Source organism: Allokutzneria sp. NRRL B-24872 (assembly GCF_002155965.1).
In the GTDB taxonomy this organism is placed as follows: Bacteria; Actinomycetota; Actinomycetes; order Mycobacteriales; family Pseudonocardiaceae; genus Allokutzneria.
Genome location: NZ_MUMH01000011.1, coordinates 1 through 21918, shown reverse-complemented (window position 1 = coordinate 21918; position 21918 = coordinate 1). Strand labels below are relative to the sequence as shown.

21 protein-coding genes and 5 tRNA genes are annotated in these 21918 nt (G+C 70.0%); 12 read left to right on the top strand and 14 right to left on the bottom strand.

The window, feature by feature from the left end; all coding sequences use genetic code 11:
- Window positions 1–512, top strand: a 512-nt coding sequence (locus CCN37_RS02755) for a TetR/AcrR family transcriptional regulator (RefSeq protein ID WP_168200493.1), incomplete at its 5' end; no start/stop codon positions are given.
- 47 nt (window positions 513–559) lie between these two features.
- On the opposite strand, the gene CCN37_RS02750 is transcribed toward CCN37_RS02755, so the two are convergent.
- The 3 genes from CCN37_RS02750 to CCN37_RS02740 all read right to left on the bottom strand — a co-directional run bounded on the left by CCN37_RS02750 (window position 560) and on the right by CCN37_RS02740 (window position 2996).
- A complete protein-coding gene (locus tag CCN37_RS02750; protein ID WP_086819022.1) occupies window positions 560–1411 on the bottom strand; it encodes an oxidoreductase in 852 nt (283 codons plus the stop codon).
- Window positions 1412–1520: 109 nt separating this feature from the next.
- On the bottom strand, window positions 1521–1943 hold the full coding sequence (locus tag CCN37_RS02745) for a hypothetical protein (RefSeq protein WP_086819021.1): 423 nt from the start codon (window positions 1941–1943) through the stop codon (window positions 1521–1523).
- 75 nt (window positions 1944–2018) lie between these two features.
- Window positions 2019–2996, bottom strand: coding sequence for a TIGR03557 family F420-dependent LLM class oxidoreductase (locus CCN37_RS02740; RefSeq protein WP_086819020.1), 978 nt, complete (start codon window positions 2994–2996; stop codon window positions 2019–2021).
- An 82-nt stretch (window positions 2997–3078) separates the two neighbouring features.
- Between CCN37_RS02740 and CCN37_RS02735 the strand changes: the two genes are divergently transcribed.
- Together CCN37_RS02735 and CCN37_RS02730 are read left to right on the top strand one after the other, a co-directional pair.
- Window positions 3079–3819 carry an SDR family oxidoreductase gene (locus tag CCN37_RS02735; RefSeq protein ID WP_086819019.1) on the top strand — a complete coding sequence of 247 codons (741 nt, stop codon included), beginning with the start codon at window positions 3079–3081 and terminating at the stop codon, window positions 3817–3819.
- Window positions 3820–3913: 94 nt separating this feature from the next.
- Entirely contained in the window at window positions 3914–5998 is a 2085-nt protein-coding gene (locus CCN37_RS02730) for an NB-ARC domain-containing protein (protein WP_168200492.1), read from the top strand.
- Here CCN37_RS02730 and CCN37_RS02725 read toward each other — a convergent pair.
- Complete coding sequence (locus CCN37_RS02725; protein ID WP_143261388.1) at window positions 5992–7611, bottom strand: hypothetical protein; 1620 nt, start codon at window positions 7609–7611, stop codon at window positions 5992–5994. The genes CCN37_RS02730 and CCN37_RS02725 overlap by 7 nt on opposite strands.
- Before the next feature lie 405 nt (window positions 7612–8016).
- Between CCN37_RS02725 and CCN37_RS02720 the strand changes: the two genes are divergently transcribed.
- Window positions 8017–9597: a PQQ-binding-like beta-propeller repeat protein gene (locus CCN37_RS02720; protein WP_086819016.1), complete on the top strand. Its 1581-nt coding sequence runs from the start codon at window positions 8017–8019 to the stop codon at window positions 9595–9597.
- Between the two features lie 21 nt (window positions 9598–9618).
- A complete protein-coding gene (gene lexA / locus CCN37_RS02715; RefSeq protein WP_086819015.1) occupies window positions 9619–10284 on the top strand; it encodes a transcriptional repressor LexA in 666 nt (221 codons plus the stop codon).
- A gap of 3 nt (window positions 10285–10287) precedes the next feature.
- On the opposite strand, the gene CCN37_RS02710 is transcribed toward lexA, so the two are convergent.
- The 6 genes from CCN37_RS02710 to CCN37_RS02685 form a co-directional block, all read right to left on the bottom strand.
- Window positions 10288–10929: a class I SAM-dependent methyltransferase gene (locus CCN37_RS02710; protein ID WP_086819014.1), complete on the bottom strand. Its 642-nt coding sequence runs from the start codon at window positions 10927–10929 to the stop codon at window positions 10288–10290.
- A complete protein-coding gene (locus CCN37_RS02705) occupies window positions 10926–11306 on the bottom strand; it encodes a VOC family protein (RefSeq protein ID WP_086819013.1) in 381 nt (126 codons plus the stop codon). Before CCN37_RS02705 ends, CCN37_RS02710 begins: the two co-directional genes overlap by 4 nt.
- 94 nt (window positions 11307–11400) lie before the next feature.
- A tRNA-Val gene (locus CCN37_RS02700) sits at window positions 11401–11475 on the bottom strand.
- 1 nt (window position 11476) lies between these two features.
- Window positions 11477–11548, bottom strand: a tRNA-Cys gene (locus CCN37_RS02695).
- 57 nt (window positions 11549–11605) lie between these two features.
- Window positions 11606–11677 (bottom strand) — tRNA-Gly (locus CCN37_RS02690).
- A gap of 145 nt (window positions 11678–11822) precedes the next feature.
- The gene (locus CCN37_RS02685; protein ID WP_030430167.1) at window positions 11823–12248 is read right to left on the bottom strand and encodes an SsgA family sporulation/cell division regulator; all 426 of its coding nucleotides are present in this window, start codon (window positions 12246–12248) and stop codon (window positions 11823–11825) included.
- Window positions 12249–12800: 552 nt separating this feature from the next.
- Here CCN37_RS02685 and CCN37_RS02680 point away from each other — a divergent pair.
- Both CCN37_RS02680 and CCN37_RS02675 read left to right on the top strand, forming a co-directional pair.
- Window positions 12801–12875: transfer RNA gene (locus CCN37_RS02680), tRNA-Val, on the top strand.
- Between the two features lie 86 nt (window positions 12876–12961).
- Window positions 12962–13036: transfer RNA gene (locus CCN37_RS02675), tRNA-Val, on the top strand.
- 137 nt (window positions 13037–13173) lie between these two features.
- Here CCN37_RS02675 and CCN37_RS02670 read toward each other — a convergent pair.
- On the bottom strand, window positions 13174–14280 hold the full coding sequence (locus CCN37_RS02670; protein WP_086819012.1) for a hypothetical protein: 1107 nt from the start codon (window positions 14278–14280) through the stop codon (window positions 13174–13176).
- A gap of 215 nt (window positions 14281–14495) precedes the next feature.
- Window positions 14496–15311, bottom strand: coding sequence for a HEAT repeat domain-containing protein (locus CCN37_RS02665; RefSeq protein ID WP_086819011.1), 816 nt, complete (start codon window positions 15309–15311; stop codon window positions 14496–14498).
- A gap of 110 nt (window positions 15312–15421) precedes the next feature.
- Here CCN37_RS02665 and CCN37_RS02660 point away from each other — a divergent pair, with 110 nt between their 5' ends.
- Window positions 15422–15676, top strand: a complete 255-nt coding sequence (locus tag CCN37_RS02660) for a hypothetical protein (RefSeq protein WP_086819010.1) — start codon at window positions 15422–15424, stop codon at window positions 15674–15676.
- 295 nt (window positions 15677–15971) lie between these two features.
- Here CCN37_RS02660 and CCN37_RS02655 read toward each other — a convergent pair whose 3' ends face one another.
- Window positions 15972–16319, bottom strand: coding sequence for a GatB/YqeY domain-containing protein (locus tag CCN37_RS02655; RefSeq protein WP_086819009.1), 348 nt, complete (start codon window positions 16317–16319; stop codon window positions 15972–15974).
- 139 nt (window positions 16320–16458) lie between these two features.
- On the opposite strand from CCN37_RS02655, the gene CCN37_RS02650 reads away from it, so the two are divergent.
- A complete protein-coding gene (locus tag CCN37_RS02650; RefSeq protein WP_086819008.1) occupies window positions 16459–18075 on the top strand; it encodes an alpha/beta hydrolase in 1617 nt (538 codons plus the stop codon).
- Between the two features lie 72 nt (window positions 18076–18147).
- Here the strand turns inward: CCN37_RS02650 and CCN37_RS02645 are convergent, their stop codons facing one another.
- Complete coding sequence (locus tag CCN37_RS02645; protein ID WP_086819007.1) at window positions 18148–18435, bottom strand: hypothetical protein; 288 nt, start codon at window positions 18433–18435, stop codon at window positions 18148–18150.
- A gap of 190 nt (window positions 18436–18625) precedes the next feature.
- On the opposite strand from CCN37_RS02645, the gene CCN37_RS02640 reads away from it, so the two are divergent.
- From CCN37_RS02640 to CCN37_RS02630, 3 genes are read left to right on the top strand one after another with little or no spacing between them, the layout of a single operon-like run.
- Window positions 18626–19159 carry a GNAT family N-acetyltransferase gene (locus CCN37_RS02640; protein WP_246842777.1) on the top strand — a complete coding sequence of 178 codons (534 nt, stop codon included), beginning with the start codon at window positions 18626–18628 and terminating at the stop codon, window positions 19157–19159.
- A gap of 39 nt (window positions 19160–19198) precedes the next feature.
- Window positions 19199–21223: a threonine--tRNA ligase gene (thrS, locus tag CCN37_RS02635; protein ID WP_086819005.1), complete on the top strand. Its 2025-nt coding sequence runs from the start codon at window positions 19199–19201 to the stop codon at window positions 21221–21223.
- Window position 21224: 1 nt separating this feature from the next.
- Window positions 21225–21794 (top strand): HIT domain-containing protein, encoded by a 570-nt coding sequence (locus CCN37_RS02630; RefSeq protein ID WP_086819004.1) that lies wholly within the window; start codon window positions 21225–21227, stop codon window positions 21792–21794.
- The last annotated feature ends 124 nt before the right edge of the window (window positions 21795–21918 follow it).

Below are 21918 nucleotides of genomic sequence, written 5' to 3'. Positions count from 1 at the left end.
CTTTGAGGACAGGCCCTAGGGCCCATTTCGCGCGGGAGTCCCCGCAGCACGCCTCCTACAACCGGATCATCGCCGCCGCCGGCATCTCCAAGACCGCCGCCTACCACTACTTCGACGGTCGCGACGACCTGCTCGGCACGGTGCTCGAAGATGTGGAAGCCCAGCTCATCGCCAGTCTCGGGCGCTGGGTGCCTGCCGAGGACGGGCGGAGCTTCTGGGAGCGGCTCGCCGAGCGGACGGCCAGGGTGAAGGAGCACCTCGCGGCGAATCCGGACGATCTCGCACTCGCGCCCGCCGCCCTGGAGAGAACCGACGGGGCGGGCCTGTCGCTGTGGTTGACCGACGTCATGGACAACGGCAGGAAGCTCGGAGTCGTGCGCTCCGATGTTGATCCGGATCTCCTGTTGGCCGCGACAACCGCGGTTTTCCGAATTTCGGACGCGTGGCCGCCGGAGCAGGTGCGGCTCTTGCTCGCCGGCCTGTGGTCCACGCCGGAGAAGCCCGCCCGTTAACAACCCGGGCGGGCATAACTCTCGTTGATGCGAGCAATCGCGCCGTGTTATGGCAGTGCGCCGCCGACCGCGTCGGGGAAGTCCGTCGACTCGGCGATCTCGCGCCAGAGCTTCACGTCCTCGGTGATCTCCGCCAGCTTCTTCTCGATCCCGGAGACCGCCGAGGACCCCAGCGGCAGGTGCAGCGGGGCCTCCTCGGCGTCAGCGACCGCGAGGATCGCCGTGGCGGCGCGGACCGGGTCGCCCTCCTGCGCGTGATTGGTCTCGTTCGCCCACGCGCGCATGGCCCCGGCGCTGCCCTCGTAGTCGGCGATCCGCTCCCGCACCACGTGCAGCGAGCTGAGGTCGAGGAAGTCCGTGCGGAACGGCCCGGGCGCCACCGAGGTCACCTGGATGCCCAGCGGGCCCAGTTCCTGGCGCAGCGCCATCGAGTAGCCCTCCACCGCGTGCTTCGTCGCGCAGTACGCGCCCCAACCCGGCCACGACACGAACCCGCCGATCGAGCTGAGGTTGAGCACGCGCCCCGAACGCTGCGCGCGCAGCACCGGCAGGACCGCCCTGGTCACGGTGAGCAGTCCGAACACGTTGACGTCGAACAGCTCCCGCACCTCGTCGTCGCCGGTCTCCTCCACGGCGCCGACCAGGCCCCTGCCCGCGTTGTTGACCAGCACGTCGATCCGGCCGAAGCGCCGCACGGCCTCCTCGACCGCCGCGTCCGCCTGCTCGGGATCGCGCACGTCCAGCGCCACGGCGAGCAGATCGGGGTGCTCGCCGAGCGCGGCGTGGACGGTGCGCGGGTCACGGGCAGCGGCGACGACGGAGTCCCCGCGCCCCAGGGCCTGCCGCGCGATCTCCAGGCCGAAACCACGCGAAGCGCCCGTGATGAACCAGGTGGTCATTGCCCAACTCCCAGCTGTGTGCCGTGCTTGACGGCGCAGAGCCTGCATCGGGCGCGACCGGCTCAACCAGACCGCGGTGAGCCCAGGACCGGCGTTCCCACCCAGCCGTTCAGCGCGCGTGCGAGGGGCAGGTCAGCACGGGGTGCGGGCTCCAGCCCTCGGCGGCCAGCCAGGTCAGCAGCACCGTGGGCAGCCGGTCCTCGGCGACCTCGTGCGCCAGCTCGCCGATCAGGAACAGGTCCAGCCCGCACAGCTCGCACGCCAGGAACGCCAAGCCGTAGTGCGGCTGGCAGGCGGCGCAGAAGTGCCGCACCGCGATCTGCCCGGTCGCGGTGATCTCCAGCCACTGCTGGGCGATGTCCCTGGCGTGCTGCTCGGGAGCGGAGTCCGGCGCGCGGTGGCAGCTCGGGCAGGGCCGCGCCTGCGGAGCGCGTTGTTCGGGAATGCGTTGTTGCTCGGGCTCGGCGGCGCGCGGCTCCGGGGGAGCGGGGTCGAACAGGCTCAGCTGTGTCGCTGGGTCGTCCTCGTTCACGGCTTCCTCCCTGCGCTGCCTTCCGGACCAGTGTTGTCCGGAGTCCTCTGTGGACCGAGCAGCGACACGGGGGAGTCACACGGCTTCGCGCAGCGCGGGCAGCAATTCCTTCTCCGCGAAGGAGAAGAAGCCGTCCTGGTGCTCGCCGCCGATCTGCACCAGGGCCAGATCGGTGAAGCCCGCGTCGGCGAACTCGCGCACGCTCTTGAGGATCGGCTCCACGTCCGGCCCGCAGGGGATCGCCGAAGCCACGTTCTCCGGGGTGACGAACTGCGTCGCGCCCGCGAAGCCCGCCGTGCCCGGCAGTTCGGCGTTGACCTTCCAGCCGCCGCCGAACCAGCGGAACTGCTCGTGCGCCCTGGCGATCGCGGCGTCACGGTCGGCGTCCCAGCACACCGGCAGCTGGCCGATCTTGCGCGCTGAGCCCTCGGCCCGCCCCACCCAGTGCTCGTCCCACTCCCGGCACAGCCGCTGTTCGGGCTGCACCGCGATCATGGCGTCCGCGACCGGGGCGAACCGCGCGATCGACTCCTCGCCGGAGACCGCGACCGCGATCGGCACCCGCGAGTCCGGCAGGTCCCAGAGCTTCGCCGAGTCGACGCGGAAGTGCTCGCCCGCGTAGCTGGAGTGCCCGCCGTCGAAGAGCCCGTGGATGATCTGCACGGCCTCCGCCAGCATGTCGTGCCGCACGTCCAGCGACGGCCAGCCCTCGCCCACGACGTGCTCGTTCAGGTTCTCGCCGGAGCCCAGCCCTAGCGTGAAGCGGTTGTCGGAGAGCAGTTGCACCGTCGCGGCCTTCTGCGCGACGACCGCCGGGTGGTAGCGCATCGTCGGGCAGGTCACGTAGGTCATCAGCTCCACTCGGTCGGTGGCCTGCGCGACCGCGCCGAGCACGCTCCACGCGTACGGCGCGTGCCCCTGCTCGTCCAGCCACGGCGAGTAGTGGTCGCTGCAGACCTCGAACGCGAACCCGGCCTTTTCGGCCGCCACGGCGTGTCCGACCAGCTGTTTCGGCCCGGCCTGCTCGGTCATCAACGTGTATCCGATGCGCATGCGGCAGAACTACCCGTTCCGGCGTCGCTCAATCGATATCACCGCTAACGCTCTGGCGATGATGAGTGTTATCGTTGATAACATGAGTGCTGAACGGACCCGCGTCGCGATCATCACCGGCGGCTCGCGCGGTATCGGCCGCGAGGCAGCGGAACGCCTTGCCGCCCAAGGGTTCCCGGTCGTCATCAACTACGCGGGCAACGACGCGGAGGCCGAAGCTGCGGTCAAGGCGATCACCACCGCCGGTGGCCGGGCCTTCGCGCACAAGGCCGACGTCAGCGAGCCCGACGCGGTCGCCGGGCTCTTCGACGCCGCCGAGCGGGAGTACGGCGGCGTCGACGTGGTCGTGCACTCCGCCGGCGTGCTCAACGCGCTGAAGCCCATCGCCGACACCGACTTCGACGAGCTCGACCGGGTGCACCGCGTCAACGTCCGAGGCACCTTCGCCGTCGCCCAGCAGGCCGCGCGGCGCGTGCGCGGAGGCGGCGCGATCATCACCTTCTCCACCTCGGTGCTGGGGCTCGCCCCGCCCGGCTACGGCGTCTACGCCTCCACCAAGGGTGCGGTCGAGGCGATCACCATGATCCTCGCCCGTGAGCTGCGCGGCCGGGACATCACCGTCAACACCGTCGCCCCCGGCCCGACCGCGACCGAGCTGTTCTTCACCGGCAAGGACGAGCAGACCATCGCCAGGCTGGCCGCCCAGCCCCCGCTGGAACGCCTCGGTCACCCCGCCGACATCGCCGAGGCCGTCGCCTTCCTCGCCGGGCCGGCGCGCTGGGTGAACGGCCAGGTCCTGCGCGTGAACGGCGGTATCGCCTGAGCCCGGCAGCTGCCGGAATCCCGCTCTCCTGCGCCGGGCGATGCCGTACCGTAGGTTTTCGATCACGGGGTGCAGGCGCGGTCGGGGAGCGGACATGAGCACAGCGGGCGCGGGTGAACCGTCCGTTCACAACGAGGTCCGCGACGTCCACGGCACCCTGGTCCAGGTCGGCCACCAGCAGGGCGACATCCACGTGCACAACCACCACCCCCGGCACGAGCGCGCCGCGCCCCGCCAGTCCCCCGCGCCGCCGCGCGTGTGGGTCAACCGCGACGAGCAACTGTCCACAGTGGACGAAATCGGGCGGGGCAAGCCGCTCTGGGTGATCAGCGGCCCGGAAGGGGTCGGCAAGTCGGCCTTCGCCCACAAGTGCGCCGACCGCGTGGCCGACCGCTTTCCGGGCGGCCTGTTCTACGTCGACCTCGACGCGCGCCGCCGGGAATCGGGTTCGCAGGAGGCCGCTGTCCGGGACGCGTTGGCCGATTGCCTGCGAGAGCTCGGCTTTCCTGGCGATCTGATCCCCACCGGTCTCGCTGAACTCAGTGGCAGACTTCGCTCCTACGCCGCCGCCAAGCCCACGTTGTTCATGCTCGACGGCGTGATCGACGCTGCCCAGGTCAGCGCGTTCCTGCCCGGTCCAGGGGACAGCGCGGTGCTGGTCACGAGCAGGCACCGGCTGGCTGAACTCGTCCTGGACGACGCGGAGTACTGCGAGCTGGACGGGCTCGCCGAAGCCGACGCGCTGCTGTTGCTGCGGGAAATCGCTGGCGCCGAACGGATCGACGCCGATCCGGAGGCGGCCGGCCGGGCCGTCGCGCTCTGCGGCGGGCTGCCCATCGCGCTCCGCGTGGTCGCCGGGCGGCTCAAGCAGGAGCGCGGGCTGAGCCTCGCCGAGCTGGTGCAGGACGCCGCGACGGGGCTGGACTTCTTGACGATCGGGAGGAAGCGCGTCGTGGCAGCCGTCTTCGACAACGCCTACCAGAACCTGTCGGCGCAGCTCGCCAACTTCTACCGGGGCTTGGGAACCTTGCCGGTCCTCGACGTCCACCCGGACGTCGCCGCGCTGATCGACCCCGATGCCAAGGCACTGCTGGACGATCTGGCCGAGGCCAACCTCGTCGAGAAGACCGGTGACCGCTACCGGTTCCACGGCCTCATCCGCCGCCACGCCCAGGAACGCGCGCTGGCGGAGGAAGGGACCGCCGCGCGCGAGGACCTGCTCCGCAAGGTCGTCGACCACTACCTGGCACGCGTCGCGTTCGCGGACCAGGCCGTCATGGGCGCTCGCACCCGGATCGCCGACCACGCGCAGCTCACGAAGGGCCACCGGAATCCCTTCAGCGGCACCAACGAGGCGTTGAGCTGGCTGGACCGGGAGCGCGCCAACGCCCTCGCCGTGATGCGCGCCGGAGCCGAGCGCGGGTGGCACGAATCGACCTGGCAGCTGGCTGAGGCGCTGGTCGCGCTCTACGTCAACCGCCGCTACATCGCGGACTGGCTGGAGGCCACCGACCTCGGCGTCGCCGCCGCTCGCGCTGTGGGCGCCTGGCGCGCGGAATCCACCTTGCGCATCAAGGTTTCCCGCGCCTACACCGACCTCGGGCACCTGGACCGGGCGCGCGAGGAACTGGAGATCGCGCTCGACCTGCTCAAGGACTCCGGCCACGACGTCCTGCTCGGCTCGGTGTGGGAGTTCTTCGGGCGGTACTGGGACAAGACCGACCTGGCTCGCGCCGAGGACGCGTACCGCAGGTCCATCCACTACAACACCGAAGCGCAGGAGTGGCGCGGCGTTGCCCTGGCCACCTACTTCTTGGGCTGCAACCTCTTCGTCCAGGGGCGGGCCGCCGAGGCGCTGGACCACCTCGACCGCGCGCTCGAAGGACTGGCGGGGCGGATGGCCGCGCGAGTCCGGGCCAGCCGGGCCGAGGTGCTCGCCGCGCTCGGCGATCTCACGCGGGCGACGAGCGACCTCAACGCCGCGATCGCGAAGTTCGTCGAGTACGGGACCACCCACTACGAGGCGCAGGCTCGTGGCACCCTCGCCGAAGTGCTTGTCCGACAAGGGAACAAGGCCGGAGCGCGAACAGAGCTGGCGCGCGCATTGGAGGTCCACAAGAGCGTGCACAGCCCCGAGGCGGAGCGGCTCGAACAGCGCATCGCCGAACTCGATCAGTGAGGCCGTAGCGCCACAGTGCTCTCGGACGAACCGAGTCGGAGCGTCAGTTCGCCTTGGTGTAGAACACCTTCGAGCATCGCGACATAGACGGCAGATGCCAGCTGAGCGGTGTCGGCCTTGCCCAGTACGGATACACGCTTGCCGCCGCGCGCCATGACCTCGCATCCATCCACAGTGGACACTGCGGCGAGGCGGCAGCCCGGATACCGGTGGAAGGTCTCCGGCAGCGACAGCTCCGCGTCGACGATGATCGATGCGGAGTCGAACAGCAGCACGTTGCGCTCACCCCACCTGACCACGAGATGACGCCACTCGTCGGCGGCCGAATCGGGAAGGTGGCCGCGAACCGTTGCGGGACAACGGGTCAACGTGATCGTGGAGCCGGTCAAGCTGCCACGGACCTCGTGCGAGAACACCTCGATGTCTTCGGGCGCGGGATCGGCGGCCGCGCGCAGGGGCACATCCACTCGGGGCTCCGCCAGCTCAAGCAGCTCGTAGCAGACCTTGCGCAGCAGTGCCGCCGCCGAGCCCGGCATGGCGAAGGCGCGCTTGGCGAGCCCGTCGAACCGCTGGGGCTCGTGCGCGGCAAGGGCTTCGTCGACCTGGGCCCGCAGGCCAGCAGCCGAATCGAGGCGGTTGGCCACCTCGCCCAGCTCCTCCAGCACGGTCCCGGGGACGATTTCCGAGCCGAACGCGGCCAACAGCAACGGTTTCCCGATCGCGGCACCGTACAGGCTGACCGAGCCGTGATCACCCACCACGAGGTCCGAAGCGATCATTGTGGCGTGCCAGCCCCTCGTCGGTGGGACCAGCAGGAGTCCGCCCGCCACCGCGTTGTGCATCCGGCGTCGCAGATCCCAGTCGGAGTGCCAGGTCCACACGTTGGGGTGCGCGACGGCGGCCACCCGGTACTCGTCGGCGGGCAGCTCCGCGAGCAGCTGTTCGGGCAGCGTCCGCCACGTCCCCAGCGCCGACTGCTCGCCCCACGTCGATGTGATCATCACCAGCCGCTGGTCGTCGGCGACGCGCAACGCCTTGCGGTAGTGCGCGCGCAACGGCTCGCCCGCGATCAGCGCGTCATAGCTGGTGTCACCGCCCAGCACGGTGCTCCCGGCGGTTTCGGAGCAGGCGTCGGCCAGCTGCTCCGCCTGCTCCGGATGCGTCACCAGGTGCCAGATCCGCCTGTCCCGCAAGCGGTGCGCGGGCACGAGCCCGGACAGCCGCGTGCCGTCGCCCTCGGAGTCCGGGACGAGCTTGTGGAAGCCGATCCCGTGCGGCAGCACCAGCACCGGCACCTGGCGGTCGAGGTGCTCCAGGTCGACGTTCTCGCTCGCCGTGATCACCAGGTGGTAGCGGGTGCGCGGCACGTCCTCCCACGCGACGAACTTGGAGTACAGGCCGTTGATCAGCTCGACGGCGCCCGCGGAGAATCGCGAGGTCTCGTTGACGGTGAACACGATCTGCACGCGCGTGTCGCCGAGGAAGGCCTCCAGCGCTTCGAGCAGCCTGATCGCCGAGGTCAGCGTGCGCGCGACCGCCAGGACCGTGGGCTCGTCGCCGAAGGTGCCCCAGCGGCGCGCGTCCCGCTCGGCGGTGCGAGGGCTATCGCCCACGTCCACCCCGATCCGATGCGCCCGCACCCGACCATCCTGGCCACAACCGCGACGCGGCGCTCAGCGGCCTCCGGGCCTCCGGGCCTCCGGGCCTCCGGGCCTCCGGGCCTCCGGGCCTCCGGGCCTCCGGGCCTCCGGGCCTCCGGGGCAATTGTTGATCTTAGTCGGTGCCGGGCGGGACCGGGGTCGCGGGGTGTGCTGCCGCGCATGGTCCTCGTCCGCTCTTCCGCCGTGTCCGCAGTGGGTGTCAGCAGGGACTCTAGTCACCGAGGATGACGCAGGAGCGCTCGGTCCAGCGATTTTGCGCGCGAGAACGCTCCGGGAACGGGTCGAAAGCATGAAGACGGCCGCTGTCGCCGCACGCCATGCTTGTCTGCCGCAGATCCGCTGGCGAAAGGACCGCGCGTGTTCGGACGACGCAGGCTCACCGTCCTGATCGGACTCCTCGTGCTCTGCCTCGCGGGTGCGACGGTGTCCGCCGCAGCACCAGGGCGCGGCGCGGAGTGGACGAGCTGGCAGAAGGACCTCGCGGGGAGCAGGCACAACGCTGCCGAGCGCAAGATCACCGAGCGGACGGTCGGCGACCTGAAGCTCAAGTGGGCCTTCGGTTTCGAAAAGATCGGCATGTTCACCTCGCACAGCCAGCCGGCGATCACCGGCGGGACGATGTACTTCGGCGGGCCGGACGGGTTGTTCTACGCGCTGGACGCGAAGACCGGCGCGACGAAGTGGACCTTCGAGCTGCGGACGGTCGACCCGGAGCGCCGCCTGCCGGTGGTGCGCAACAGCCCCGTGGTGGTGGGCGACCGGGTCTACTTCGGCGATCTGCGCGGCTACATGTACGCGTTGAAGGCCAGCACCGGCGCGCTGGTGTGGGCGAACCGGATCGACGAGCACGCGCAGGCGCTGCTCACCAGCTCGCCGATCCACTTCGCGGGCCGGCTCTACGTGGGCGTCTCCAGCAACGAGAGCTCAGCCGACGCGGACTACCCGTGCTGCACCTTCCGCGGCCAGTTCGCCGCGATCGACGCCGCCACCGGCAAGGTGCTGTGGCGCCACTACACGGTGCCGGAGCCGAAGGCCGTCGGCACGTGGCCGAGCGGGGCCACCCGGTTCGAGCCCTCGGGCGCGGCGGTCTGGGCCTCGCCGTCGGTCGACCCCGCGACGGGGACCGTGTTCGTGGGCACCGGGCAGAACTACACGGGCACCGCGGGCGACAGCGACTCCGTCCTCGCGCTGGACGCGTTCACCGGCAAGGTCCGCTGGAAGCGCCAGATGACGCACCCGGACACGTGGCGACTGATCTGCGTCGACCCGAGCGCGCCGCCCGGGCACTGCCCCGGCATGGAGAACGGCACGGCGCTGGACTACGACATCGGCTCGCTGGGCAACATCTTCACGGTCAAGGGCCGCACGCTCATCGGCATCGGGCAGAAGAGCGGCGTCTACCACGTGCTCGACGCGCGCACCGGCGAGTTCGTCTGGCAGCGGCAGCTGGCCAAGCCGGAGCCGAACGACCTCGGCCAGTCCGGCATCCTGTGGGGCGGCAGCTACGACGGCCAGCGGCTCTACGTGGCCACCAACGACGCCAAGCCCGGAGCGCTGCACGCGCTGGACCCGGCGACCGGCGCGCTGCTCTGGAAGACGCCCAACCCGGCCAACGGGTGCAGCTGGGGCGGCTCCGCCAACTACCCGGACGAGTGCATTCTGGCCAATCGGCCCGCGGTCACCACGACGCCCGGCGTGGTCTACGAGGGCAGCGCCGACGGCAAGATGCGGGCCTACTCGGCGCGCGACGGCCGGGTGCTGTGGGAGTACGACACCGTGCGGGAGTACCAGGGGGTCAACGGGATCACCGCTCGGGGCAGCGGGGTCTCGGCGGCGGGCGGAGCGGTCGTGGTCGACGGGATGGTCTACATCCACTCCGGCTACCACCCGGACTACGGCAACGACAAGGGCCACGTCCTGCTGGCGTTCGGTCTCTGAGGCCGATCTACCATTCCGCGGGTGACCGCCTACGACGATCTTGACGGCTTCGAGCACCTGGACACCTCCACCCTGGCGCCGCGCCAGCAGCAGATCCTGGCCACGATCAGGGACTGGGCGCAGCGCCACGGCTACTCGCCCAGCACGCGCGAGATCGGCGATGCGGTCGGCCTGCGCTCCTCCTCGTCGGTGTCCAAGCACCTGGCGGCCTTGGAGGAGCGGGGTTTCCTGCGGCGCGGCGACACCGTGTCCCGGCCGATGGACGTGCGGCTGTTCCTGCGCTCCGGAGCACCCGCGCGCCAGGCCGCCGGTGACTCGGTGAGCGTGCCCGTCGTCGGTGACATCGCGGCGGGAGCCCCGATCACGGCGGAGGAGCACCTCGACGACACGTTGACGCTGCCCCGCGAGCTGACCGGGCGCGGCAACGTCTTCGGCCTCAGGGTGCGCGGTGACTCGATGGTCGACGCGGCGATCTGCGACGGCGACATCGTGGTGGTGCGCCAGCAGAACGAGGCCCACTCCGGCCAGATCGTCGCCGCGATGATCGACGAGGAGGCCACGGTCAAGGTCTACCGCCGTCGCAACGGCCACGTGTACCTGGAGCCCCGCAACGACGCCTACGAGGTGATCGACGGGGACCGCGCCGTGGTGCTCGGCATCGTCGTGTCCGTGCTGCGCAGCGTCTGAGCCTCAGCCGGGGGCGCGCGCGAAGAGCACGCACCCCGCCAGTCGGCCGTCCGGGTCGAGCACCGTCTCCGCGTCGATCGTGAACCCCGCCTCGCGCAGCCAGTCCGCGACCCGGGCGGGTGGGCGCAGGTGGACCAGCACGTTCATCGGGTGGCCGCCGTAGCCCTCCGTCTTGTGCCGCGCCTCGTCGCCGACGTGGAACCCCAGCAGCACCCGGCCTCCGGGCCTCAGCACGCGCCGGAAGCCCGCGAACACCCCGGGAACGAGGTCGTCGGGGATGTGGATCAGCGACCACCAGGCGATCAGCCCGGCCAGCGAGTCGTCCGCCAGGTCCAGCTCCGTCATGGAGCCGACCTCGAAGCGCGCGTCCGGGTGCTCGGCGCGCGCGATCTCGACCATCGCGGGGGAGAGGTCGATCCCCGTCGCGTCCACGCCGAGTCCGCGCAGGTGCGCGGTCACGTGCCCGGGCCCGCACCCCACGTCCGCGACCGGGCCGCCACCGTCGGAGCGGATCAGCTCGGCGAAGGCCGCCAGCGCCGAGATCAGGTGCGGCAGCTCGGTGAGCTTGTCGCGCAACAGCTCCGTGTAGCTCGCCGCGACCGTGTCGTAGGAGGTTCGGGTGTCCTCCAGCCAGTCAGCGCTCACAGCTGCTTGATCCGGGCCCTCAGGAGGCAGAACTCGTTGCCCTCCGGGTCGGTCAGCACGTGCCACCGCTCCTGGCCCGTCTGGCCGATGTCGGCGGGGCGCGCGCCCAGGGCGAGCAGGCGCTCCAGCTCGGCGTCCTGGTCACGGTCGGTGGGGTTGACGTCGATGTGCAGCCGTGACTTCCCGGGCTCCGGCTGCTCGCGGTAGCTCAGGACGATCGTCGGCTGCGGGCCGCCGAAGCCCTCGCGCGGGCCGATCTCCAGCGTGCCGTCGTCCTCCTCGCTGAGCACCACGAAGTCCAGGACCTCGCACCAGAACCGCGCCAGCAGTTCGGGATCGCGGCAACCGAGCACGAGTTCACTGATGCGACACGCCATGCCGTGACCGTACTTCACCGGGCGAGCGCGGTCGGGCCCCGAACGCACTGAAGCCCCATCCCTGAAAAGGAATGGGGCTTCAGACCAGTTGCACTGGTGGGCGATACAGGGATTGAACCTGTGACCTCTTCCGTGTCAAGGAAGCGCTCTCCCACTGAGCTAATCGCCCGAGGCGGAGGCGGGAATCGAACCCGCGTACAGGGCTTTGCAGGCCCTTGCCTAAGCCACTCGGCCACTCCGCCGATGCTCTGGGATCGTAACCCCGGAGAATTCAGTCGACCCGGACGAGGGGCCTTCCGAGCGGATGACGGGATTCGAACCCGCGACCCTCACCTTGGCAAGGTGATGCGCTACCACTGCGCTACATCCGCGTGCTGCCCGGCTGGGGAGACGGTGTTCGATCTTGCGTTTCCCGTCGCCGTGGCGATGCCGAAACACTATCCGACACCGTCCGCCGGGATCAAATCGGGGTGGTCCTTCGCTGTTGTACTGCCGCTGACCTGTGAGAACGCCGATTCAGCTGAGATCGTTGGACTGCAGGTGGCTGAGCGCGTCGTCGACGCTGACCCACAGGTTCTCGTTGCCGGGGACGATCAGGTCGTAGGTCCGGTCCAGGAAGTCGGCCAGCTCCTGCGCGGCCGCCTCGAACATCGCGTGGCCGGAGGGGGAGCTGAGTTCGATCACCACGACCTCGGGGTCGTCGACGGCCGGGCGGATCCGGACGTCGCCCTCGCCCGCGGCGGCGATCAGGCCGTCGGCGAGCAGGTCGCGGGCGAAGACCCACTCGACCCAGCCGGCCCGGCCGGTGCGGAACGCGGCCACCACGGCGTAGGGGTCGCGGGTGTCGTAGCGGAGCTCGACCTGGACGGGGACCGCCGGACTGCGGGGCGCCAGGAGGTCGAAGACCGCCGTGGAGCGCAGAGTCACGTGGTCGTTACGCATTGTTGCCGCCTCTCGTGCTGTCTGCCGCTCAAGTGAACGACGGAACGACATAGTTGTGACGCGAATGTGGCCCTTCGCGCTCGCCTGTCGCTCATAGATCACCCGTACGGGGCAGAACTTCTTCGGTGGGCAACCGTTGGACTGCGCTCCGTAATCGGTCACCCGACACATCCGGGGGTGCCGTGGCCAACTCCGGGTCGGTGCGGACCGGCGCTGTGGCGCCGGGCCGGGAACGGCCCCGCTGGCGTACCGGTGCTACCCGTCGTGCGTGAGGAATCGGGTACCCCGGCGGCGCGGCGGCCCCACGCTAACACCGGAGAACCGGCAGCGGACCCCGCCGGAGGGGTGAGGTCCATCGAAGGTCTTGTCGACCGCCCGAAAGGGCGATGACCTGCGGCGCGGCGGGCTGTAGCCGGGCGGTGGCTGACCGTGACGGCGCAGCGCCGTCACGCGAGGGGGACCCCCGTTTTTGTTCTTGGGCGCGGGCTGTGTAATGTTTGCACCGCACCGCGAGGGCGGGGCACGAGAACACGCGAGAACAACTGAATTCCCGGGCGATTAGCTCAGCGGGAGAGCGCTTCGTTCACACCGAAGAGGTCACAGGTTCGATCCCTGTATCGCCCACCAGCAGTCCAGAGGCTCCGGACGGTTCACCCGTTCGGAGCCTCTGTCTCAGACAGCTGGCTCCCATGCGGTACCCGCGCACCACGCGAGGGCGATTAGCTCAGTGGGAGAGCGCTTCCTTGACACGGAAGAGGTCACAGGTTCAATCCCTGTATCGCCCACCAGTTCCATGCACTGGTCACAGGCCCCGCTCGTCGAATCCGACGGGTGGGGCCTGCTCCGTTGGGGCGACGCGCACGGCGAGAGGGCGACGACCGCGATGGCGCGGTCGTGCTCCTGCTCGGGTCCTGATTCAGAACCCCTAGCCCGCGCTCTGCACCACCACCGCTGCGACTTTGTCCACGACCGAGCACGGGGACAGCGACTGCGCCGATGTTCCACCTGCGGCCGTTTTGGTGGGTTGCAGCTTGACGCCGATGAGGTGGCCGGAGCTGGTGCCCTTGGGCTCCGAGGGCCTGTAGTTGAGGGAGAGCGCGCAATGTTCCGGCATGCCCGGGAAGAGGTTCTTGTTGAGCCGGATGCCGCTGAGGCCCGCGATGGTCACCGCCGGGGTTTCCGCGCTGACCGCTTGCTCGACGTTGCGGTGGAAGTCCAGTCCCAGGTCGTAGCTGTAGGCATCGCCCGGCTTGGTCAGGATGATGTTGCAGGCGTAGGGCGTCGAGCGTTGGACCCGGTCCACCGTCCAGCCGGGGAACTCCGCGAGTGCCTGCTGCTGGGCTGCGCAGGGGTCCTTGCCCAGCAACGACTTCCCCGTGGGAGGGGCGGTGCGGACCGGGAACGAGAGCAGCTTCGCCGCGATCGCCCCGGTGTAGGCCAAGGTATCGGCGCACGCGTCGGCCCAGGTGTTCTTCTGCCCTTGCTGCCTGGAGGACTTGTAACCGTCGATGATGAAGGCGTACCCGCTTTCGGCGATCGGCAGGCGGTAGGTGCAACCGGAGTCGATCAGCTGCTTCTCGGAACGGAAGACCCTGTGCTCGCCGGCCCGCTCCTCGACGTCCCGGTCCCGCAACCTGTCGATCTCGGTGTAGATCCTGGTCGAGATCTCGAAGCGGTAGGTCGGAGCGTTCGGGTCGGCATCACTCGAGAAGATCTTGCAACCGGTCAGGCCGGGGCCCGCGGCGGTGCTCTGTTTGGGGCCGTACTTCTTCAGGGGCTCCGGGTCCAGCGCCAAGCACAGGTCCGCGGCGCGGAACTTGGCCATCAGCGCGGCGCTCTCCGGCAACGACGCCACCCGCAGCGTCTCCTCGAGGACGCTCTTCGAGGAGATCTCGCGCGGAACACTGGACACCGTGGTCGGCGGCGGTGCGCTCCCCGGCTGGGCAGAGCCGACCACGACGGACGCGCATCCGGCGAGACACAGCGTCACGACCGCGACCGCGGCCGCGGCTCGAAAAGAGGACGTGTTCATTTCGGGAGCCTCACCTAGTCGAATCCAGTTGCGAACCGCCGGAAGATCGTCGCCCGGTTCAGCAGCGGTACAGCTGGGACGAGACAGTAGCAACGCGGGTTCCCAGCACCACGCACTTCATCCGCGATATCGCCACGGAGACAATGCTGCAAAGGCGTTCGAGAAAAGCGCTTCTGTCAATGAGTTTCACGGTGACGAAGTCAGCTCCGGGGTGATCACGCGAACCTGGCGACCACCTCTCGGCCGGTGCGTTGCAGCTGTTCGTCGTCGACGATGCCGCCGTACCGTCCGCCACGGCGCGGAAGTGCCAGCTGGGCGAGGAGTTCCGGGAGTGCGGGGGCGGCGGCGGGCCCCATCCGGTCCAGGCAGGTCACGACGAAGTTCCCGGTCGCGGGGTTCAGCGCCCATGCCTGCAGCAGCGTGTCCAGCACGCTCTCCTCGCCCGCGATGGCCCACAGGGCGGACGCGGCGTGGACGCGGACCCACTCGTAGTCGTGCGTCAGCAGATCCCTGAGCCGAGGCACGACGGCGGTGGCAGGAGGGCCGATCTCGCTGAGCACGTTCGCCGCGTCCATCATCTCCGCGGTGTTGCCTTGGCGCAGAAGGTCGTGCAGCAGTGGCACCACGTCGGTGTGGTCGCGGCCGATGGCCCACAGCGCTGCGATCGCGCTGGAGCGCACCTGGTCGTCGGTGGTGAGGCTCCGGATCGTGTCCACAGTGGACGCCGCGTCGGGGCCGAAGGCGCTCACCGCGGCGAGCGCGGCGCGGGTGGTGGACGACACGCCTTGCCGGACCGCCGATCCGAGGGTCGTCGTCAACACGGGCAGTGCCGCCGGATCACCGAGTTCGGCCAGGCTGCGCAGGATCGTCGAGGCGGTCGACTCCCATCTGGGGTCGGTGAGCTCCACATCGGCCAGGCGCCTGCCGAGCATCGGCACCAAGCGGTCGGCGGCAGCCGTCATCTTTCCGGTGACCTGTACCGCCCGCCACGCGTCGACGTCGTTGTCGAGGGCCAGCAACAGGCTCGGCATGGCCCGCGGATCGCCGAGGCGCGCCAGCGCCTGGACCCCTTCCTGGTGTGCGCGGCGGAGGTGCGGGTTCGGCGATGCCCACGCGGCCGGCCCGGTTTCGGAGGCCGCGGGTGTCGGTGGGCCTGGTGCCCGACCGGGACGACAAGGTGACCGGGGTCGACTTCCTCAGGTTCTTCGGTCGCCCAAGGGAAAGCGTCGTCGTCGCGTACGACTGGTCGGGTGGGGGCAAACACCTCACTCGGCTCACCTTGCGGGCGCCGGGTCTGCACGGTGTGCAGGCGCACCGGGTGAAGCTCGGTGGCCGTGCGGCGGTCCTCGGCGCGGGAGAACGTTCCTGGGACTGGGCCGCTCCAGTATTCGCGTGAGTCCTCCATCGAGGACGACGAACTGCTTCGACTGCCGGACCTGACTCCGCTGGTGCCGATACCGGTGCCGCGGCGTGGCACGAGTGCTCAGTACACGCGATCGGAGCTCAGCGCCGAGCCGGTGCGCTCGCCGCGGCTTGTCGTGCCGGGGAGGTGCCCGTGCTCGGTGACTTCGGAACCTGGCGCACGCCACCTGCGCTCGCGTCCGCTCCACCCGGCTTCGCGCGGGCGTGGCGGGAACTGCCGGAACGCTTTCGGGCAGGCCGGTTCCTGGTCTGAGCCGCCGAAACGCGCTCTACGCGTCGAGGTGGCGGCTCAGGACCTCGGCCTCGGCGTGGAGTCGGGCGGCGGCGTCAGCGAGGCCGCGTTGCGCGTACTCGGCAGCGGCGGTCGTGCGTTCGCGGACCTCGTTCTCGACGACGGCCCGAACGTCGGCCTCGGTGAGGTCGCGGCGCTGGGCCTCGGTCGCGCCAACGCCCGCGGAGGCGCCGGCGAAGTGCTCGTCGCCGGTCACGCGCTGGTGCTCGAGGGGGACGGCCTCGGCGTTGTCGATCGCCGAGAGGGCCGACCGCAGCGCGGCGACGGCGACGCGGTCCCGGGCCTTGAGGGCGGCGGTGAGGGAGTCTCGGAGAGTGGCGCGCATGGGGTGATCATCCACCTGCGCGGTGACCTTCGCTGTTCGCCTTGGTGTGAAACGGATTGCTCACTCCCGGAGCGAGGCAATACCAACTACCCCCGGAGTCGCGCTCGAGCGCGCGACACGATCTTGGGGGCTCCACAAGGTGAAGAGAATCCGAAGCGCGGCGGCCGTCCCGGCCGTCGCCGCGTTACTGCTCGCCGGGTTCACCCCGGCGCTGGCGAACGAGAATCCGCTCAACTCCACGGGAATCCCGGCCCGCTACACCAACCAGGTGCTCGACTGGCACCGCTGCTCGGTGGAGGAACTGGGCACCGCGCCGCCGCCCGGCTCCGAGCACATGGAGTGCGCGACCCATCTGACCCCGCGCGACTGGAACAAGCTCAGCGACACCCGTGACCTGACGATCGCGATCAGCAGGCTCCCGGCGACCGGCCAGGCCGCCGACTCGTTGCTGATCAACCCGGGCGGACCGGGCGCGGAGGGGCGGATCTACCCGGCTCGCCTGCGCTACCAGGACCGGCTGCTGGCCAGCCAGGAGGTCATCGGCTTCGACCCGCGCGGGACCGGGCGCAGCACCAGCATCAGCTGCGGCGGCGCGCTCGACGGGCCGGAGCAGTTCGACCCGCGCAACCGCGACGCGAAGAACCTCGAAACGATCCTGGACGCCACCGACAAGGCCGCCCAGCTCTGCATGGAGCGCGCGGGTGATCTCGGCCCGCTGATGAACACCGGCCAGACCGTGCGCGACATCGACCTGCTCCGCGTGCTGCTCAAGCGCCAGAAGATCAACTGGCTCGGGTACTCGGCGGGCGCGTGGATGGGCGCGCACTACGCGACGGCGTTCCCGAGCCGGGTCAAGCGCGTGCTGCTGGACTCGCCGGTGGAGTTCACCACCAGCTGGGAGCGGGCATTCGCCTGGCAGCCGCTGGGCTTCGAACGGCGCTGGCGGCAGGACTTCCTGCCGTGGATGGCCAAGTACGACAAGGTCTACGGCTTCGGCAGCACCGCCGAGGCGGCCAGGCAGACCTTCGAGACGGTCCGCGCCGCGCTGGGCGTGCGCCCGGTGAAGTACAACGGCTTCACCGTGAACCCGAACATCCTGGACTCCATCGCGGCCGAGGGCATCTACGGCAAGCGCCAGTTCCACGGCACGGCCACCACACTGGTCGACATCCGCAAGCTGACCCAGCAGAGCACCTCCGAGAAGGAGAAGGCCGAGGCCGCGCTGCGCGTCAAGGCGGCGGTCGAGACCAAGGACGTCGAGACCCGGCTCATGCCCGGACAGGGCTCGCTGCCGGGCGCGCCGGACTCCTACCCGACCAACTTCTGGACGGTCCGCTGCAACGAGGGCCCGTGGCCGGGTGACCGCGCGAGCGTGGTGCGCCAGTCCCAGGACCACCTCGACAAGCAGCAGACGCTGGTCGGCGGGAAGTGGATGGTGCAGCCGTGCATCTTCTGGCGCAAGCCGCCGCTGACCCTGCCGAAGGTCGACGGCCGCGGTCTGCCGCCGACGCTGATCGTGCAGTCCGTGCACGACCCGGCGACGGCCATCGAGGGCACCCGGCGCGCGCACGCGGCGTTCGCGGGCTCCCGGATGATCACCGTCACCGATGAGGGCGACCACGGCCTCTACGCCGCGAACCCGGCCGTCGGGAACCCGGACCTGGACAAGGTCATCAACCAGTACCTGATCGACGGCGTCGTGCCGCCGAACATGACCGTCCCCGGCTCCCCGCTCCCGCCGCCGCCCGGGTCCTGACCCCTGGCACGACCACACGACGCGGCCCCGCCGAGCAGTCGCCCGGCGGGGCCGCGTGGTGTCCGGAGCCGATCAGCAGAGCTTGCCGGTCGCGGCGGGCATGGTGATCACGAAGCCCGCGTCGCCGAAGTACTTGTCCTCGTTCGGACCCACGCAGAAGAGGTGCACTCCTGTGATCTGGAAAACGGCCCTGACCTCGACCGACGAGCCGTCGCTCGTGCAGTGGCGGTACCGGACCTCGCCGTCCTTCTTGTAGCCGCCGCACTCCTGCTGGGCGGGGGAGGCGTTCGCCGGGACGGACGCGAGGACACCGCTCAGGGCGAGGACGCCGATCGCGAGGGCAGAGCTCAGACGGGGCACAGGCACTCCTTCACTTGATCAAGAGCTTCGACCATCGCCCCGCGGCGACCGTCCGGCAACCGCTTCGCACCTGCGTGAAAGCGAGCGGTTTTCGCCTGTGGCGCGCGGAAATTCGGTGGCGGCGGCACGATCGGGTGCTCTACACACAGCTCCTGTGATCGACCGTGCCGCGATAGCTGACAGACCAACCTTGTTCGGATCGCGGGTCGCGCTCGTCCCGCTCGGGCCGGAGCACGCCGACGACGCCTTCGCCGCCACCAAGGACCCCGAGGGCCGCAGGCTGACCGGGACCCACCGCGAGTTCACCCTCGAAGTCCTCCAGCGGTGGTGCGAGAGCAGGGCCGAGCAGACCGACCGCGTCGACCTCGCCGTCATCGACCGCGCCACCGGGAGCTACGTCGGCGACCTGGCGCTCAACGAGATCGACTTCGACAACCTCTCCGCCAGCTACCGGATCGCGCTCACCAGCGGCGCCACCGGACGGGGCCTGGGCACCGAGGCGACCAGGCTGGTGCTCGCCTACGCCTTCGAGCGGATCGGCCTGCGCCGGGTGCAGCTGGAGGTCTACGACTTCAACCCGAGGGCGCTGGCCTGCTACCGCAAGTGCGGCTTCGAGATCGAGGGCACGATGCGCGACGCGCTGCGCTGGGAGGGGCAGTGGCACGACGCGCACCTGATGGCGGCACTCGCACCTACGGCTCAGCTGCTGCGGCACGGCGGATAACATCTGGGTTTCCAGCGTTAGCCGTTCTGAGGAGTTCCCGTGTCCGAGCCCCAACCGGTCGTCTCGCTTCCCGCGCGTGTGACGGTCCCGGCGGGGACCACCGCCGGCCAGGCCCTCCGCGAGGTCGGCGCGTCCAACAAGGGGCCGCAGGCGGTCGTCGTGGTCCGTGACGCCGACGGCGCGCTGCGCGACCTGGCCTGGGCGCCGGAGACCGACACCGAGGTCGAGCCGGTCACCGCCGACTCCGACGACGGCCGCAGCGTCATCCGGCACTCGTGCGCGCACGTGCTCGCCCAGGCGGTGCAGGAGCTGTTCCCCAAGGCCAAGCTGGGCATCGGCCCGCCGGTCAAGGACGGCTTCTACTACGACTTCGACGTGGACACCCCGTTCACGCCCGAGGATCTGACCGCGCTGGAGAAGCGCATGAAGCAGATCATCAAGGGCGCGCAGCGGTTCTCCCGCCGTCGCTTCGACTCCGTCGACGAGGCCAAGCTCGAGCTGGCCGACGAGCCGTACAAGCTCGAACTGGTGGACATCAAGTCGGACGTGGACACCTCCGAGGTGATGGAGGTCGGCGGCGGCGAGCTGACGATCTACGACAACCTCGACCCGCGCTCCGGCGACCGGATCTGGGCCGACCTCTGCCGCGGCCCGCACGTGCCGACCACCAAGTACATCCCGGCGTTCAAGCTGATGCGCAGCGCCGCGGCGTACTGGCGGGGCAGCGAGAAGAACCCGCAGCTCCAGCGGATCTACGGCACCGCGTGGGAGACCACCGAGGCGCTGGAGCTGCACCTGGAGCGGCTGGCCGAGGCCGAGCGCCGCGACCACCGCAAGCTCGGCGTGGAGCTGGACCTGTTCAGCTTCCCCGACGAACTGGGCTCGGGCCTTGCGGTCTTCCACCCCAAGGGCGGCGTCGTCCGCCGCGAGCTGGAGGACTACTCGCGGGCGCGGCACGAGGAGTCCGGCTACGAGTTCGTCAACACCCCGCACATCTCCAAGGGCGGGCTGTTCCACACCTCCGGGCACCTGCCGTACTACGCGGACACGATGTTCCCGCCGATCCAGTTCGAGGGCGAGGACTACTTCCTCAAGGCCATGAACTGCCCGATGCACAACCTGATCTTCCGCTCGCGCGGGCGGTCCTACCGCGAGCTGCCGCTGCGGCTGTTCGAGTTCGGGACGGTCTACCGCTACGAGAAGTCCGGCGTGGTGCACGGCCTGACCCGCGTGCGCGGCCTGACCATGGACGACTCGCACATCTACTGCACCAAGGAGCAGATGCCGGGCGAACTGCGCTCGCTGCTCAAGTTCGTGCTCGACCTGCTCGCCGACTACGGCCTCAGCGACTTCTACCTGGAGCTGTCCACCCGCGACGACTCGCCGAAGTTCATCGGCGACCCGCAGGAGTGGGAGGACGCGACCGAGACGCTGCGCCAGGCCGCCGAGGACTCGGGCCTGGAGCTCGTGCCCGACCCGGGCGGCGCCGCCTACTACGGGCCGAAGATCTCCGTGCAGGCCAAGGACGCCATCGGCCGGTCGTGGCAGATGTCGACCATCCAGCTGGACTTCAACCAGCCCAAGCGCTTCGAGCTGGAGTACACGGCCTCCGACGGCTCGCGGCAGCAGCCGATCATGATCCACCGCGCGCTGTTCGGCTCCATCGAGCGCTTCTTCGGCGTGCTCACCGAGCACTACGCGGGCGCGTTCCCGGCGTGGCTCTCGCCCGTGCAGGTGGTCGGCATCCCGATCGCCGACGAGCACGTCCCGCACCTGGAGTCGGTGGCGGACGCGTTGCGCGGCAAGGGTGTCCGCGTCGAGGTCGACTCGTCGGACGGGCGGATGCAGAAGAAGATCCGCAACCACACCATGCAGAAGGTGCCGTTCATGCTGCTCGCGGGCGGCAAGGACGTGGAGGACGGATCGGTGTCCTTCCGCTTCCGCGACGGCGGCCAGATCAACGGCGTCTCCGTGCAGGACGCGGTGCGGGCCGTGGTGGAGTGGATCACGCGCAGGGAGAACACCTCGCCGAGCGCGGAGACCTTCGCCGCGGTGCTCGGCTGAGATGAGCGCGGTGTTCGGCGGCGGCGGCCCGGAACTGTCCGAACAGGACGGGATCGGGATTCCCGATGCCCTGCAACGGTTGTGGACCCCGCACCGGATGTCCTACATCCGCGGCGAGAACAAGCCGAGCGAGTCCGATCGCGAGGTGTGCCCGTTCTGCCGGGTGCCCGATCTCGACGACTCCGACGGGCTGGTCATCGCGCGCGGGGAGCTGGTCTACGCCGTGCTCAACCTCTACCCGTACAACCCGGGGCACCTGATGGTGCTGCCGTACCGGCACATCCCCGACTACACCGACCTCACCCCCGAGGAGACGGTGGAGCTGGCGGAGTTCACCCAGCGCGCGATGCGGGTGGTGCGCCGGGCGGCGGCACCGCACGGGTTCAACATCGGGATGAACCAGGGCACCGTCGCGGGCGCCGGCATCGCCGCCCACCTGCACCAGCACGTGGTGCCCAGGTGGGGCGGCGACGCGAACTTCATGCCCGTGGTGGCGCACACGAAAGTGCTGCCGCAGCTGCTCGGCGAGACCCGGGACCTGCTCGCCGGAGCGTGGGCCGAACACCCCTGACACACCCCGCCACACCCGCACCCCGCACCCCTCAACGCGCGCTGGTGCGGCTGAAAGCTCCCGTTTCGTACCGAAAGCGGGAAATAGAGCGCTCCCATTGGCCGCGTGGAGTACGAAACGGGTT

Bases quoted from the DNA above. Each gene is read 5' to 3' on its own strand.
- CCN37_RS02750 (WP_086819022.1), bottom strand. From the start codon at position 1,411: ATGACCACCTGGTTCATCACGGGCGCTTCGCGTGGTTTCGGCCTGGAG.
- CCN37_RS02740 (WP_086819020.1), bottom strand. From the start codon at position 2,996: ATGCGCATCGGATACACGTTGATGACCGAGCAGGCCGGGCCGAAACAG.
- CCN37_RS02735 (WP_086819019.1), top strand. From the start codon at position 3,079: ATGAGTGCTGAACGGACCCGCGTCGCGATCATCACCGGCGGCTCGCGC.
- CCN37_RS02730 (WP_168200492.1), top strand. From the start codon at position 3,914: ATGAGCACAGCGGGCGCGGGTGAACCGTCCGTTCACAACGAGGTCCGC.
- CCN37_RS02705 (WP_086819013.1), bottom strand. From the start codon at position 11,306: ATGGCGTGTCGCATCAGTGAACTCGTGCTCGGTTGCCGCGATCCCGAA.
- CCN37_RS02685 (WP_030430167.1), bottom strand. From the start codon at position 12,248: ATGCGTAACGACCACGTGACTCTGCGCTCCACGGCGGTCTTCGACCTC.
- CCN37_RS02670 (WP_086819012.1), bottom strand. From the start codon at position 14,280: ATGAACACGTCCTCTTTTCGAGCCGCGGCCGCGGTCGCGGTCGTGACG.
- CCN37_RS02665 (WP_086819011.1), bottom strand. From the start codon at position 15,311: ATGCCGAGCCTGTTGCTGGCCCTCGACAACGACGTCGACGCGTGGCGG.
- CCN37_RS02655 (WP_086819009.1), bottom strand. From the start codon at position 16,319: ATGCGCGCCACTCTCCGAGACTCCCTCACCGCCGCCCTCAAGGCCCGG.
- CCN37_RS02630 (WP_086819004.1), top strand. From the start codon at position 21,225: ATGAGCGCGGTGTTCGGCGGCGGCGGCCCGGAACTGTCCGAACAGGAC.